General features: G+C 33.1%; 15 protein-coding genes. 14 read left to right on the forward strand and 1 reads right to left on the reverse strand.

Annotation, left to right across the window (positions count from 1 at the left end; translation table 11 throughout):
• Nucleotides 1–52 precede the first annotated feature (52 nt).
• The 14 genes from ACOEN1_RS05105 (at nt 53) to erm(A) (ending at nt 14483) form a co-directional block, all read left to right on the forward strand.
• Nucleotides 53–943, forward strand: coding sequence for a dihydrodipicolinate synthase family protein (locus ACOEN1_RS05105; RefSeq protein ID WP_422485412.1), 891 nt, complete (start codon nt 53–55; stop codon nt 941–943).
• Between the two features lie 172 nt (nt 944–1115).
• Nucleotides 1116–1703 (forward strand): hypothetical protein, encoded by a 588-nt coding sequence (locus ACOEN1_RS05110; RefSeq protein ID WP_422485413.1) that lies wholly within the window; start codon nt 1116–1118, stop codon nt 1701–1703.
• 69 nt (nt 1704–1772) lie between these two features.
• Nucleotides 1773–2699, forward strand: coding sequence for a DUF4268 domain-containing protein (locus ACOEN1_RS05115; protein WP_422485414.1), 927 nt, complete (start codon nt 1773–1775; stop codon nt 2697–2699).
• Nucleotides 2700–2746: 47 nt separating this feature from the next.
• Nucleotides 2747–3955 carry a hypothetical protein gene (locus ACOEN1_RS05120; protein ID WP_422485415.1) on the forward strand — a complete coding sequence of 403 codons (1209 nt, stop codon included), beginning with the start codon at nt 2747–2749 and terminating at the stop codon, nt 3953–3955.
• Between the two features lie 49 nt (nt 3956–4004).
• A complete protein-coding gene (locus ACOEN1_RS05125; protein ID WP_422485417.1) occupies nt 4005–4994 on the forward strand; it encodes a hypothetical protein in 990 nt (329 codons plus the stop codon).
• Nucleotides 4995–5059: 65 nt separating this feature from the next.
• The gene (locus ACOEN1_RS05130) at nt 5060–6436 is read left to right on the forward strand and encodes an HNH endonuclease (protein WP_422485418.1); all 1377 of its coding nucleotides are present in this window, start codon (nt 5060–5062) and stop codon (nt 6434–6436) included.
• 60 nt (nt 6437–6496) lie between these two features.
• A complete protein-coding gene (locus tag ACOEN1_RS05135) occupies nt 6497–8314 on the forward strand; it encodes a DNA/RNA helicase domain-containing protein (RefSeq protein WP_422485419.1) in 1818 nt (605 codons plus the stop codon).
• A gap of 464 nt (nt 8315–8778) precedes the next feature.
• On the forward strand, nt 8779–9699 hold the full coding sequence (locus ACOEN1_RS05140; protein WP_422485420.1) for a hypothetical protein: 921 nt from the start codon (nt 8779–8781) through the stop codon (nt 9697–9699).
• Between the two features lie 248 nt (nt 9700–9947).
• Complete coding sequence (locus ACOEN1_RS05145; protein ID WP_422485421.1) at nt 9948–10589, forward strand: type I restriction-modification system subunit M N-terminal domain-containing protein; 642 nt, start codon at nt 9948–9950, stop codon at nt 10587–10589.
• Between the two features lie 132 nt (nt 10590–10721).
• Nucleotides 10722–11237: a VanZ family protein gene (locus ACOEN1_RS05150; RefSeq protein WP_422485422.1), complete on the forward strand. Its 516-nt coding sequence runs from the start codon at nt 10722–10724 to the stop codon at nt 11235–11237.
• A 149-nt stretch (nt 11238–11386) separates the two neighbouring features.
• A complete protein-coding gene (locus ACOEN1_RS05155) occupies nt 11387–12175 on the forward strand; it encodes a hypothetical protein (protein ID WP_422485423.1) in 789 nt (262 codons plus the stop codon).
• 266 nt (nt 12176–12441) lie between these two features.
• The gene (locus tag ACOEN1_RS05160; RefSeq protein ID WP_422485424.1) at nt 12442–12879 is read left to right on the forward strand and encodes a hypothetical protein; all 438 of its coding nucleotides are present in this window, start codon (nt 12442–12444) and stop codon (nt 12877–12879) included.
• Between the two features lie 100 nt (nt 12880–12979).
• Nucleotides 12980–13306, forward strand: coding sequence for a DUF3784 domain-containing protein (locus ACOEN1_RS05165; RefSeq protein ID WP_422485425.1), 327 nt, complete (start codon nt 12980–12982; stop codon nt 13304–13306).
• A 445-nt stretch (nt 13307–13751) separates the two neighbouring features.
• Nucleotides 13752–14483 (forward strand): 23S rRNA (adenine(2058)-N(6))-methyltransferase Erm(A), encoded by a 732-nt coding sequence (gene erm(A) / locus ACOEN1_RS05170; RefSeq protein ID WP_422485427.1) that lies wholly within the window; start codon nt 13752–13754, stop codon nt 14481–14483.
• A 175-nt stretch (nt 14484–14658) separates the two neighbouring features.
• On the opposite strand, the gene ACOEN1_RS05175 is transcribed toward erm(A), so the two are convergent.
• Nucleotides 14659–15546 (reverse strand): recombinase family protein (locus tag ACOEN1_RS05175; protein ID WP_422485428.1); only part of this gene is annotated, 888 nt, incomplete at its 5' end.

The raw sequence follows: 15546 nt of genomic DNA on the forward strand, positions 1-15546 counted from the left end.
GGTAGTCTGCAAAAACCAATAAACGATATCAATATAAAAGGAGAATTGGCAAATGAAATGTAAAATTTTAACACCCTCAATAACGGTCTTTAATGAAAACGGCAGCATCGATTATGAAGGCAACAGAAAGGTAATTGAATTCCTCATAGAAAATGGAGTGGACGGGATAATACCTTTGGGAAGTTCAGGAGAATTTCCGGATATTAGTTATGAAGACAGAAAAAATTTCCTAGAGTTCTACATTAAAGAAATTGATGGTAGGGTGGAAGTTATAGCTGGGACGAGCTCAATAAATTATGATGAAGTCGTTGAACTAAGCAATTTTGCAATTGAATGTGGGGCTAGAGGGGTTATGATTATTCCACCTTACTACTTTGCAATATCTCAGGAACAGGCTTACAGATATTATGATAGACTTGCAAAGGATATAAGTGGTGATATTTACATATACAATTACCCTGCCAGATCAGGGTTCGACATCGAACCTCAAACTCTGGTAAGACTTGCAAAAAACCATAGGAACATCAAGGGTATGAAAGATTCCACAACATCCATAGAACATACAAAAAACTGCATCTATGCAGTTAAGGAATACAGAGATGATTTCGAAGTCTATTCTGGATTTGACAATCACTTTATTCCTAATGTAATGGCTGGAGGCAGCGGATGTATAGCTGCAATATCAAATATTTTACCAGAAATATGGGCAGAATGGATAAAAGTTACACGGGAAGAGAACTTTAGTGAGATAACAAGAATCCAATTAGAGATTGACGACCTTATGCAGTTGTATGGAATCGACAGCAATTTTTCATTGCTTTACAAAAAGCTAATGAAAGAAAGAGGCTTAAGCATTGAAACAACTACTTTGTTCCCGTTTGATTTAATTGATGACGAAAAATATGCGAAAGCTGTAAAAATATTTAAAAATCACCTTAGATGATTATGGTAACAATATTTAGACCCTCCCCGTGTAATCTGGGAGGATTTTTTATCACTAAATATCAGAAAAATGTGAAAAATACCTGGAAAAGGTATGACAATGCTGTATAATATGAGTAACGGAAATTATAATAAAGTGATAAAGAGAAAACGCGATAAAAAGGAGCCTGGATATGAAAACTGATAATGCTAAAACTGATCAACTAATCTATTGCAGCGTATCCTTCAGTAAGGACGGATACACCTACTATTACAGAACAGAGGATGAGAACATTGAAACCGGAGACAAGGTAGTTGTGACTGTTGGCCCCGACAGAATCGAAAGGGTCGGAGTTGTTGAGGAGATTGAACGCTTCAATCCTCAAGATGTACCGTACCCAATTGAAAAGACAAAGTTTATTTTAAGAAAATGGTTCAAGGAAGTCTCAGAAGATTCAGCAGAATCAAATGTATTCGTACTTTGTGACAAGGAAAGACACTCAACACAGATACATGTTTGGGGTGAAGTAAAGGATGGTTGTCTAAAAATCTCAGGCCAGGACCTTGGCAGAGCCCCGGAAGAATTCTTTGGGGATAACGAGTATGAGTATTTCTATGACTTTGACAGTTACAATACAGAAAGACTGTTCCAGCTGCTATCCACAGAAGATAGAGACGGTGTTGATGAGTTCAAAAGACGCTTTAGTGGAAACTTTGGCATAAAGGCATTAAGAGAGTTTTGTGAGGAGAGTAGGATCAAGTATAGGTTCTTTTCGTTTTAATTCGTCTATTGACCTTAAAAAGAATCTAATTTAAGCCTACAAGATGCATAGAAGGAAGGAGAAATTACGATGCTTGGGAAAATTGAGAAGGTTGATTTAAGAACAATATGGAAGCATGAAGCTCTTGATTTTACAACTTGGTTGGCTAGGGAAGAGAATATAGAACTTTTAAGCAACGAGATTGGTATAGAAATGCAGGTTGCAGGCACAGAAGTTTCAGTAGGGTCATTTTCTGTTGATATACTTGCTGAGAATATAAATGATGGCAGCAAGATAATAATTGAGAATCAACTGGAGCAGACTAATCATGACCACTTGGGTAAGCTTATAACCTATGCGTCGGGATTAGATGCATCAAATATTATTTGGGTATTCAAATATATTCGAGAGGAACATAGAAGAGCAATCGATTGGCTCAATGAAATCACAAATAGTGACGTCAACTTCTTTGCTATACAGGTAGAACTATGGAAGATAGGAGAATCGCTTCCCGCACCAAAATTCAAAATAATATCATCACCAAATGACTGGGCGAAGGCTGTGAGATCATCTGTCAACAAGGGTGAACTCAATGAAAGTGGTCTATTCCAGTTAGAATTTTGGGAAGGGTTCTCAAATTTTATGACTGGTAAGACCTCAAGTTTCAAATTGGGGCAGTATCATGCGAGACATTGGTATAATTCTAATATTGGAGTTAACCACATTAGACTTGCTTTTGTGGTATCTGTGAAATACAACTTTATTAGATGTGAGATATACATACCGGATAATAAGGACCTATATTATAAACTTTACGACAACAAAGATTCGATTGAGACAGAACTAGGTTTCAATCTTGAGTGGGAAGAATTACCACATGCAAAAGGCTCAAGAATATCCATTAAGAAAGAAATCGATGATTTAGAATCAAAATATGAAATTGCAAATGCATATAAATGGTACTACGAGATAGGTGAAATGATGGGAGAGGTTTTCAATAAATATGGCCTATTCTAGTTATTCAAAATAATTATGCATTAATAATAAATAATGGGAGTGATGCTATGATTCAAACTGGGAAAAGAGTTAGAACCACACCATTGTTAATTAAAAATGGTGTAGAACCGGAATTTTTGAAAAGAATCCCTACAACTCAAAAATTATTTCAAGAAGATTGGTTACAAAAAGTGATTTATGATTATCCTGCTCTTTTACCAGCAGGTGATGTTGAATCTGTGTTTAGTCCGTTGATTTCTATAGGGAGAGAAATTTCAACTAATGCCGGACCAATTGATAATTTGTTTATAAGTCCCCAGGGCTATTTAACAATTGTTGAGACAAAACTGTGGAGAAACCCTGAAGCTAGAAGAGTTGTAGTGGGACAAATAGTAGATTATGCAAAGGAAGTAAGTAAATGGAGTTATGAAGATTTGAATTCTAAGGTCAGAGCATATTCGAAGAGTACAAAAAATCAAGATTTAGGGGTTATTGATCTAATCAAAGAATCTTATAACTTAGATGAAGAGGAAGAAAGTGAACTTATTGATTCTATAACTATAAATATGAAGAGAGGCAAATTTCTTTTATTGATTGTTGGTGATGGCATAAGAGAAAGCGTAGAAGATATGGCTGAATATCTAGCATTGACACCACAGTTACATTTCACCCTAGCCCTAGTAGAACTTAAAGTGTTCGATACTGGAGAGGGTCGTTTAATTCTACCTCAAATGGTTATGAGAACACAGGAGTTAACAAGAGCCATAATAAGAATTGAAGGAGAAAATATTAAGAATATAACAGTTGACATGGACTTATCAACTGAGAAGACTACTAGCAAAAATAAGAGATTCACGTTGTCTGAAGAGGAGTACTTTGATGTACTAGGAAAAAATGTAACAGAAGAAACACAGGAGCTGACACATCAGTTAATAGAAGATGTTCAAGATCTAGGCTGTGAAATACACTGGAGACAGTCAAGTTTTGTAGTTAGATATTTGGATCCGTATGGAAACAAACAATTACTAACACTATTAGTAGTCTCAAAAAATGGTGAAGTTTACACTGGCTGGTTAGAAGATCAACTTAAAAAAGTTGATTTACCTTCGGAGATTGGAGCAAGATATGTAAAGAACATCCATTCTTTGTTCAAAGGGTATGAAATTAATCCATCAAAGCAAGGTGTATGGTCACTAGAAACTACACTTACTAAATATAGTGAAATTATTGAATTTATGGAGGAATTCATAAATGATATTAATTCTATCGAGACTTAGACTAAGGCTCGATAGACGCAGAAGCAAACTATGATTGGAGGATTAATCTATGTATAATATCAATGGAAACACTGCCCAGAGAATAGAACCTGTTACATTTTCAGAATTAAAGATGACTGAATCAGAGATTGAAGAATTGCTTAGGAAAAACATCGAAATGATATGCGATGAAGAGGAATCATTGTTGATAGTTGGAAGACAGGTTAGGAATGAAAAAAAAGGGCGTAGTGATCTTACAGCAGTTGATAATAATGGGAGTATTGTTTTAATAGAAATTAAAAGAGATAGGCAAGACATTGTTAAGAGAAAAGAAGCTTTTGAATTTCAAGCAATAAGATATGCTGCTAGCTATGCAACAATTAACGATACAGATGAATTAGTCAAGCAAATATATTCTCCTTATATAGAAAAATACAAAGAAGAGTTTCAGTTGGGAATTTTAACATCATTTGAACTTGGAATAAGAAAGATAAATGAATTTCTTGAAGTTAACGATTCAATAAATACATTTAATGATAATCAGAGGATAGTCCTTGTAGCTTCGAAATTTGATGAACAGACTCTTTCAGCAGTTGCTTGGTTGAATAAGAACAATGTTGACATAAGTTGTTATAGTTTGACTCCTTATAGAATAAAGGAAGAGATATATTTTGATGTAGATAAGATATTACCAACAACCGATTATGATAGTTATTATGTAAATATAATGAATAAATCACTGATTTCTAGTAAAACCGGAAATAAGAAAAGAAAGAAGAGGATATTGCCTAAAATTGATTCAATGTTGGAATGGGGAGTTGTAAAACCTGGAGATATAATTCAAGCAAAGAATAAACAAGATGAAGCTACATTACTAGCAAATGGAAATGTTATGGTTGATAATGAAGAGAGATCCATGCAATCATGGTTGAAAGAACTTTATGGATGGTCTAGTGTTCAGACATATTTATTCGCAATACACAAAGATTCGGGCAAATCACTTTCAGAGATAAGGGATGAGTATATTGAAGCACAAGAAGGTGAAGAGGACTTAAGTTAAATGACAATAATGAAATAGCTTAGTCCCTGATAATTAAAAGTAGATTAAAACAAGTGAGGTGCTTTATGGGAAAGTGGATCATAGTATGCAATCCAGAATATTATAATGTTGTAGGGGCATTTAATACTTATGATAATATTAATTGGAAACAAAGTGTGGATATTAAAGTTGGAGATATTGTATATATTTACATTGGGAAACCATTTAGTGCAATTAAGTATGAAACGAAAGTAGTTCAGATTGATTTACCAAAGCCGACTATAGATGACAAAGAGTTTATCATTGATGGTTCTAATTACGAAAACTATGGTAGATACATGGAATTAAGACTATTGCGGAGTTTTGAAAACGATCTATTTTCATATGATTTATTAAAAGAAAATGGCTTGAGGTCTGTTCAAGGTCCTAGTAGAGTTTCCAGTGAATTGGAGTCGTTTATTAAAAAAGTTAGCAGTCCAAAGTTGAAAAAAGACACACGACAATATTTCTTTGTATTTCAGAATAAAAGCTATGATGAGGAATATAAAGGGGGATATTTATGGGCTCCCCAACATGGCGATAACGGTAGACGTGTTTCTCATTGGGAACTGATGAAAGTAGTAAGAAAGGACGATTTAATAATTCATAGTTACCATAAAAATATTGTCGCAGTAAGTATCGCAAAGTCAGATGTTTATGAATCTAAGAGACCTTTAGAACTACCCGATCAATGGAATGATAAAGGCTGGAAAGTCGATACTGAATACCTCACTATAGAAAATCCAATAGTGACTTCAGAGCACATGAATAAATTAATGGAGTTGCAACCAAGTATAAACGCTCCTTTTAATAGGATAGGTCGAGGGAATACTGGTTATCTATTCTCATCAACTAAGGAGATGGCAGAGTATATTATAAATGAGTCCGCATTAATTCAGGATAATGAAGCGGAGAAAATAGAGCTTTTAGATTTGATTAATAATGAGTTTAATTCTGTGGAGAAATACTTAGATCAAATTCTCATTGATGAGATTGGTGAAATGAATCAGCTACCTTCAGATGAAGATGTTGAATACAACCCTGAACCAAAGAAAAGAGCAAAACCAAAAACAGACTCTGGAAGAATACATTATCCAAGAGATAATAAAACTTCTTTAAATGCATTAGCTAGGGCAAAACATAAATGTGAAGTAGATGAAAATCATCCAAGTTTTTTTAGAAAGAAAACGAATTTAAAATATACAGAGCCACATCATTTAATACCAATGTCCTACCAAGATTTATTTAAAAACTCTTTAGATGTAGAGGCAAATATTATTGCTTTATGTAGTAATTGTCATAACCAAATACACTATGGAGTTGGGTCAGAAGAATTAATAGAGATTATATACAAAAACCGAAAAGAAGAAATTGAACTTGCAGGAATATCAATTAGTTTAGAAGACTTGTTAAATCTATACTAAATGAGCAGGTGATAATATGGCAACTAATTATAAGAAACGTCCAAAAGAGTAGGTGAATATATGAATAATTGCTATGCTAATAATCTAGATGAATTCCTCAAACTGTCATATGATGACTGGATTAAAACTATGATAAAAAACTATATAGAGATTGTTGATGAAATGCCAAGCCAGCAACAAACTTTGGCATGGAAAGATTGCTACTATAAAACTATTCCTTTTTTAAAATCATGTGAAGCCTTTGATTGTAATTTAATATTTGAGTATGTTCTTCCAAGAGAAGGAGGTAGAAGACCAGATATGCTGATAATATCTGGCAACAGAATACTTGTCTTTGAGTTCAAGATGAAAAAAGCATTCACTCAAGCAGATATTGATCAAGTTGTTGCATATGCAAGAGATATAAACTCATATCACAGTGAATCTCATGGATCAGAAGTAATTCCAATTATTGTTCCAACAAAAAAACAAGGTAAGAGTAGAATAGTTGATGGAGTTTATGCATGTACACCAGATATGTTAGAAGAAACAATAGGACCTCTACTACTCAAAGAAAAAGTTGTAGAACTAAATGAATGGTTAGAGGGGGAATATCTACCTTTACCGTCGTTAATTGATGCAGCCCAACGAATATACAACAAGGAAGATTTACCATACATAAGAAAAGCTAATAGTGCAGGAATACCAGAAGCGGTAAGAATATTAATACAAGCTAGCGAAACAGCAAAAGAAGATGATAGAAGAATACTCGCCTTAGTAACTGGTGTCCCAGGAGCGGGCAAGACTTTATTAGGTCTAGATTATGTATACAAGGCAAATGAGTTGAATTCTTATAGTTCGATTTTTCTATCGGGAAATGGCCCTTTAGTTGATGTTTTACAAGATGCTTTGAAGAGTAAAACTTTTGTTGAAGCACTCAGAAATTATGTAAAAGAATATGGTTTATCTGAAAGCAAAATACCAAATGAGAACATAGTAGTATTTGATGAGGCTCAAAGAGCTTGGGATAGGGAGCATGTACTACAGAAACACTCAATAGAAGAATCAGAGGCAGAACTAATAATTGGGAGTGCTGACAAAATCCCAGAATGGTCACTGGTTCTTGGACTCATAGGAGAAGGACAAGAGATACATAGGGGAGAGGAATCTGGAATTGAACAATGGGTAGATGCTATAGGAAAAAGCAATGAGACTTGGAGCGTAATTTGTCCACCAAAACTTAAGAATTTATTTAAAGGTGTCTGTGATGTCGAAATATTTGAGAATTTAAATCTCAATATAACTCTTAGATCTCATCTAGCAGATGATGTATCAAAATGGGTTTCAAAACTTTTAGATGAAAAAATCCCGGAAGCTAAAGAGATTAGCAGGGTGATCAATGAACAAAAATTTTCAATGTATATAACCAGAGATCTTGAAAAAGCTAAGCGATATTGTATAAATCGGTACGAAGATAGCAATATCAAAAGATACGGGTTAGTTTGTTCCTCTAAGGCCAAAATATTGCCTAGATATGGAATAGATAACTCATTTAATACTACCCGACAGTTAAGGGTTGGGGCTTGGTATAATCGACCAATGAATGATTTACTTTCTTGTTGTCAATTAAATAGAGTAGCGACAGAGTTCTCATGTCAAGGTCTTGAACTAGATTTACCAATTATTTGTTGGGGTGAAGACTTACTTTGGGAGAAAGAAAAGTGGAAGCCTTTTACAATAGGAAAGAACTTTAGAGATCCTCATCAAATTCGATTAAATAGCTATAGAGTACTTTTAACAAGAGGTAGGGATGGGTTTATAGTATTTGTACCGAATGATAGAATTCTTGATGAGACATATGAGCTCCTTATTAAAGCAGGATTGAGAAAATTATCGTAGCATAAAAACTGAAATGGAAGTATCGAGTGAAATTATTTGCATATAATAGATGCCATTTCTAATATTAGAAATGTACATACCCTGAATAGAAGAGGTGCTGAACAGTAGAGAATATTGATTGAATAATTCAAATTTCCAGAGAATAAAAAGTTATTATAATAAAATTATTAGTAGGTTTATCCAAATATTTGGGTAAAGTATGAACTGTAGAGATTTATGACATAATAATTTAAAAACTTATCTTTTCAATATACTTAACATGAGTACCTATATAATAATTTTAAGGGAGCTGAGAAAAGATGGATTAATTGGACGCTTGTCCATCTTGGAGCTGGAGCGTAACCGACCTAATACAGGTCGGTTTTTTGTCGTAAAGATTTTAAAAATAGATGTCAGGAGGTGACCAAAAAAATATACTTATTGGATCGAGAGTCTCTAGTAATCAAAATGAAAGGGGTAATTTGATGAAAAAAACATTATCACTATTTATGGTTGTATTAATGATCTTGAGCACTTCGATAGTATTTGCGGAACCAGCTCCACCAAATTGGGACATATCAGGAACCTGGTCACTGATACTTAATAACACGTATGAAAGAGAGTTCAGAAATCTTATTCAGGATGAGGAAGGAAAAGTAACGGGAGAATTTTTTTATTTGACTGATGATGGTTGGGAAGAAGGTGGTACATTAGAAGGATATGTATCAGGTGATAAGGTCTATTTATATTATGAAAGACCCGCGCAATACAATTATTCGGGAGATTTCACAGGAGAAATCGACTGGTCTGGAATGAGTGGAGAATTTAAAGATAGTAGTGGAACAGAATATAGTTGGGTTACTACTTATGGAGAGCCTGAACTGCTTTGGGATGCCAGAGTAAGCGGCGGTGGCCAAATGATGGCAGATTCAGGAGAAGAATCAGCCAAGAATGGAAAGCCAATTTTCTATAAAATCTCATTTGGTGGAGGATCATATGTTTCAAATAGAGATTTATATTTTGATGGATTGGAAGTAACATTTCATAATGTAAGCGATCCAGAAGTTAAAGGTGGAAAATTTGTTGGTGACGAGCTAGTTGAAATGGATTTTAGGTTCAATGAAGGAGTAGCCAAATATACAGTTAACGGTACTTTTAATGGGGATCCTGGGTACTCAATGATTGTAAGAGTTGAAGATTTCGGTGAACCGAGCTTTGGATTCGAAGATACTGAAGAACAGGAGTTTTATGCAGACAACCTTAGATTTGTACTAAAAGGAGAAATTTCATATGATTCGTCAAATGATTTTCCTGGCGAAAGTGATAATGATGGGAAGGCTAGAAATTTCCTTGATAGAGGGAATATACAGGTCGATGATTTAGCAGGGTATGGAATAATTAGGTAAGAGACTAGTATACCTAATTAAAACTATATATTTGTAAATGTAAAAAACTATTAGAAAAGCTGGCTTTGTATTATATAGCCAGCTTTTCGTTTTTTAGTAGTCAAAAAAATTAAGTTCTGATTTGTGTGTATCAGTACACATCTCATAAATTAACAAAAAAATAGAAAATTGCAACAATGGTTTGACCAGTGACTTGTAAACAGGTAGAATAGAACATATAGGAAGATATTGACAATAGGAGGGAAAGTATGGCAGAAAAAACGGGAAACATCGGTTTTGAAGAAACCCTTTGGAAAGCAGCAGACAAATTAAGAGGAAGCATGGATGCATCTGAGTACAAGTATGTTGTACTTGGACTGATATTCCTTAAATACATATCCGATAAATTCGAGACCAAGTTCAATGAATTAGTTGAAGAGGGTGAAGGATTTGAAGAAGATAGAGATGAGTATTTGGCTGAGAACATCTTCTGGGTACCCAAAGAAGCTAGATGGTCATATATCATGGATAATGCCAAGGATCCAAAGATTGGCCAGTTCATTGATGATGCTATGATACTTATTGAAAAAGAGAACCCGTCCCTTAAGGGAGTACTGGATAAGAGATACGCTAGACCAGAGCTTGATAAGAGAAGACTCGGGGAGCTTATAGACCTTATTTCTACAATAAAGCTACACAATAATGGTGAAAAGGATCTCCTAGGAAGAGTATATGAATACTTCCTTGGACAGTTTGCATCAGCAGAAGGAAAAGGTGGAGGAGAGTTCTACACTCCAACCAGTATTGTTAAGACCTTGGTAGAAATGATCGAGCCATACAAAGGGAGAGTCTATGATATAATCTTGCAGAAATTGATACAATTTAATTATCCTAAAAGTTATTGTAGTTAGGGGTGTGCAAACTCAAAAAAGGGTGTGCAGTTGTAGGAGTCGGGGATTCCTCAGCTATTTTAATTTATGGATAGTTTTATAAATATTAGTACGGTATAATTAAATAGATAAGTAGAAAATTGGAGGAAAGTTATGAAAGAGGATAGTAAAACAAACAAGTTAACTAAAATATTATTTGTTATTTATCTGATTGCATTATTTTGGATAATAATATTCAAATTTGATATTCCATTTTCTAATTTGGGATATATGAGAAATGTAAATTTAATTCCTTTCAGTGAATCTTTAATAATAAATGGCAAACTTGATTTTAAAGAAATGGTTATGAATGCAGTGATTTTCTTACCTCTTGGTATATACGTGGAAGCCTTATTTAAAAAATATACTATTGGTAGAAAAATTTTATTTATTTTATTTATCAGCTTTATATGTGAAATATCCCAGTTTATTCTAGGCGTTGGAGCTTCTGATATTACGGACATTATTAATAATGTGTTAGGTGGAATAATTGGATTAGTAATATACAAAGGTATCGTAAAAATAATGAAAAGTGGTGTTAAGGCACAGAGGTTTATTAATGTAATTGCGACAATAGGAACTATTTCCATGACTTTATTGTTATCGGTACTTGTCATATACAACTTATAGTAGATTATTTAAAATAATGATTATCCCTTTTGCTCAGAATAGCTCCCTGAACGAACAAATGTTTGATACAACATAAGTACAAATAAAGTTTAAGCTCTTCATAGGAATAGTGGGGCAATGATGAAAGAGCAGAGAAAGGAAGCAACGTTATGCAAATTAAAATTCGAAATCCTTTTATTCAAAGTATATGGTTTAAGCTCCTATTGCTCATTGTCTTTTTTATACCGCCTTACTCACAGATTCCGTATCCTCCAATTGATACAGCAGAAGTAATTGCAAGTGTTATGGCACAACCAGTTATTGAAAAGATAAACCTATTATTACCTATTGCTAAGTTTTTTCTACTTATTATGATGTTGATTCCCTTTTTAAAAGGTAAGTTAGCTTCACATATTTTTATGGGCTACATTTCCTTTATTCTAATCATTGTTGCATTCTTTCAAAATATGTCATTTACACAAAACTATGGATTTGTTTGGTTAATTGGTAATACAGTGATTATATTAATAGCTGCAGCAGTTTGTATCTATGACTTATTTAAACAAAAAACCATATTGAGTCGAGAAAACCTTCAGGTTCAGACATTATGGGTGCTGGCACCGATGCTTTTGGCATTTTTAATGCCATATGGAGTAAATGAACAAGATGTTATTCAACCTGCGTTTGGATTATCGGTACTAACAAATGAAGCTGGTGTTACCTATTGTATGATTACTCCTATAATAATTGGAGTAATGATCCTGTTTTCAAAAGATGTTTATCCTCCTACACTTTCTATTATTTCCTTTATAGGATTCATATTTGGCATGATGAATATTCTAACATGGTTCGTATTTCAAAATCAGAATTGGTGGATGGGTATCCTTCATTTACCATTAGTCATACTCTCATTTTATGCTTTACTTTTAAGTAGGCGTCGTTTTAAGTCTCTCTTCTAATAATAGTCATCATTTTTTTTACATCTAATAAGTATCAGTCACTAAATATGGTGAATCACTGTATTGAGTTTATTGAAAAAATAATATAAATAAATGCGTTGAGTCACACGAAATAATTAAACGGCTAAAAAATTCATCTATGAATTTCTACCTAGTGAAATGATAACAATATTAGTTTACGTTCATAATAAAAGTTATTCTGAGCAGAGGGGATACTCATTTTTAAGACTAAATCCCACTTTTTAAATAGGCAAAGGATGGTAAAAATGGACATACAAAAAATAAAACTCATATCAAATAATATATGCTATGGTCCAGAACCATCTCCTTCTGATGAAGTGGAACAACATTTGACTATATCAGCAACAGGAGATGTATGGTTTATTGGCTATAATTATAATAGGGGATTTGGGAATTACAAGATAGGTAGAGAGCAAAATTTATTTATTGATAAAACAAGAGCGGAACAAATCCTCTCTCTAATTTCTCAGTATTTTTTTAATAACCCATCTACTTTATTTGCTACGGATATTGGCCAGTGGGAGCGTATCATTATTGATACAGCTGGAAAAGAATATAAATTTAATGGATCACTTTTTGGCGAGATAATGGTAGGGGATATTGATATAACAGGATACATACGTGAAAATATTCCAGTTGACAGTTTATTTGTGTTTGATGACATACATTGGGATGAAGAATAAAAATGGCTTAATATGATTTTGTATGTAATGTACATTAGTAATACAATGTGACATAAACTCGAACAGATAAATAAAAATTTTATGGAGGTGTGATATTTAAATGCAAGAAGTAATTGTTACGGTAATCCTCTTTATAGTATCAATTGGGGCATTTATTTTAAGCTTTTTCTCTTTTAAAGAAAAAGGGTTTTTGCTTAACAATGCCTATATTTATGCATCAAAAAAAGAACGAAACAGTATGGATAAAAAGCCGCATTACCGGCAATCAGCAATAGTATTTTTCTTAATTAGCATCAGTTTTTTATTAAATGGTATTGAAGTACTTTTAGATAGTGGATGGATTTTTTACGTAGCGTTAGCAGTAATGGTTGTGACAATAATTTATGCCATTGTATCCAGTATATTAATCGAGAATAAAAAGAAATAAAGTAAGGTTGCGATTTCTATTTGTAAACACCAATAAATGAGTATAATTTATTTTTTAATTACGGTACATCATTTATATTATACGAATTAGTATAGTTAACAAATGTATATAGTCCATGAATCACCGACATTTTCGATAATGGTATAGAGGATTTTATAGAGAATTATAGTAAGTTTTGGAAGACAAGAAATGAAATTTCATCCTGTCTTTCTACTATTTAAAATCTATAGGGTGATGCAGACATTAGCATAGAGCTTTGTTGAATAGAGTAATTAAAAGTGGTATAATCAGCTGTATAAGGAGGATTTAAATATGTGTACATGTATTGCAGTAGTAGATATTACTTTATCTCATTTATAATGAAAAGAATTAAAGGAGGTAAAAATAATTGGTTATAATGAGCTCTTAAGATTAGTTCATTATAACCGGCAAGGAGAAGGTTATAATGAAACAGAAAAACCCTAAAAATACGCAAAATTTCATTACATCTAAAAAGCATGTAAAAGAAATATTAAAATATACGAATATCAATAAACAAGATAAAATAATAGAAATTGGATCAGGAAAAGGACATTTTACCAAGGAACTTGTGGAAATGGGTCAATGGGTGAATGCTATAGAGATTGAGGAAAGCTTATGTCATGCCACGAAAAAAGCAGTTGACCCTTTTCAGAATATAAAAGTTATTAATGAGGATATTTTGAAATTTAACTTTCCTAAAGATACAGATTATAAAATATTTGGTAATATTCCCTATAATATTAGCACCGATATTATCAAAAAAATTGCTTTTGATAGTCAAGCGAAATATAGCTACCTTATTGTAGAGAAAGGTTTTGCTAAAAGATTACAAAACACTCAACGGGCTTTAGGCTTGTTACTGATGGTGGAAATGGAGATAAAAATCCTTAAGAAAGTGCCACTATCATATTTTCACCCTAAGCCTAGTGTTGATTCTGTATTGATTGTACTTGAAAGGCATAAACCATTGATTTTAAAGAAGGACTACAATAAATATTGCTCTTTCGTTTATAGATGGGTAAATAAGGAATACCATGTTCTTTTTACTAAGAACCAATTAAGACAGGCGTTGAAGCATGCGAATGTTACTAATCCTGACAGGTTATCCAATGAACAATTTTTGTCTATTTTTAATAGTTACAAATTGTTTCAATAGCATAAAAATAATTAAGCGTTTTCTAATTAGAGAACGCTTAATCTTATTACAAGAAAAATAAATTTTCTTATTATTTACAATCACCCTAATATAATTTTCATTTTTTTAAAACAAATCAAAAAACTCCTCATATCTGAAATAAAATCAGTGACGAGGAGAATTTTAATAGCTTTTTTTAGATTTCAATTCCATTTTTAAAAGTTACTTGAACTTCTTTTTTCTCATAAACTGTTACATAATCTACTAAACTATTCCACAAAAGTGGGTCAAATTCTGAAATCAAACTATCCTGTTTCTGTAGTTCATCTAGGAATATTTCCAAGTTTTTATGCCTAGTTATTTTATCCTTAATTTGCTCAGTTGTAAGCTCTAGGTTAGCCTTAGTGGCATCAAACCGTTCTACAAGGCTATCGTATCTTTTTTGATATTCTTCTTGGTCTAAAGCTGTATGGGCATTTTCATTAATAATATTTTGAATCATTTCAGCTGTAACTTCGAGCTCGCTTTGAAGCTCAGTCTTTTTGTTTTCCAAATCTTCAGTATCAAATAAGGTTGTTTTCATAGCTTCAAAGTTTGCCATAATCTCATCCTTATCAGTTAGTAATTCATTTGTAGCTTTTATAAATATATCTTTAATTGTATTTTCATCTAGGTGGGGAGTTTCACATTTTTTGTTACCGTTAAACTTATGGTTGCATTGCCAAACGGTACGGCGGTATTTGCTATTTGAGTGCCATACTTTTGAACCGTACCAGCTTCCACATTCGCCACATTTTATCTTGCCAGAGAATATATGAACACCGCTGTGACGGTTGTTTGCAGGGTTTCTTTTTTCTAACTCGTTTTGGACCAGGTCGAAGACCGCTGGCTCAATAATCGCTTCGTGGTTATTTTCAACATAGTATTGAGGAATTTCTCCCTCGTTGGCTTTCTTCTTTTTGGTAAGGAAATCTACAGTGTAGCTTTTCTGCAAAAGCGCATCTCCTTTATATTTTTCATTTGTGAGGATGCGCTTGATGGTGCCTGCGTTCCATTTATCTTTCTTGGCGGGTGATAAAATGCC

Origin of the sequence: Gudongella sp. DL1XJH-153, assembly GCF_049310905.1 — a bacterium.
Classification (GTDB): domain Bacteria; phylum Bacillota; class Clostridia; order Tissierellales; family Tissierellaceae; genus Gudongella.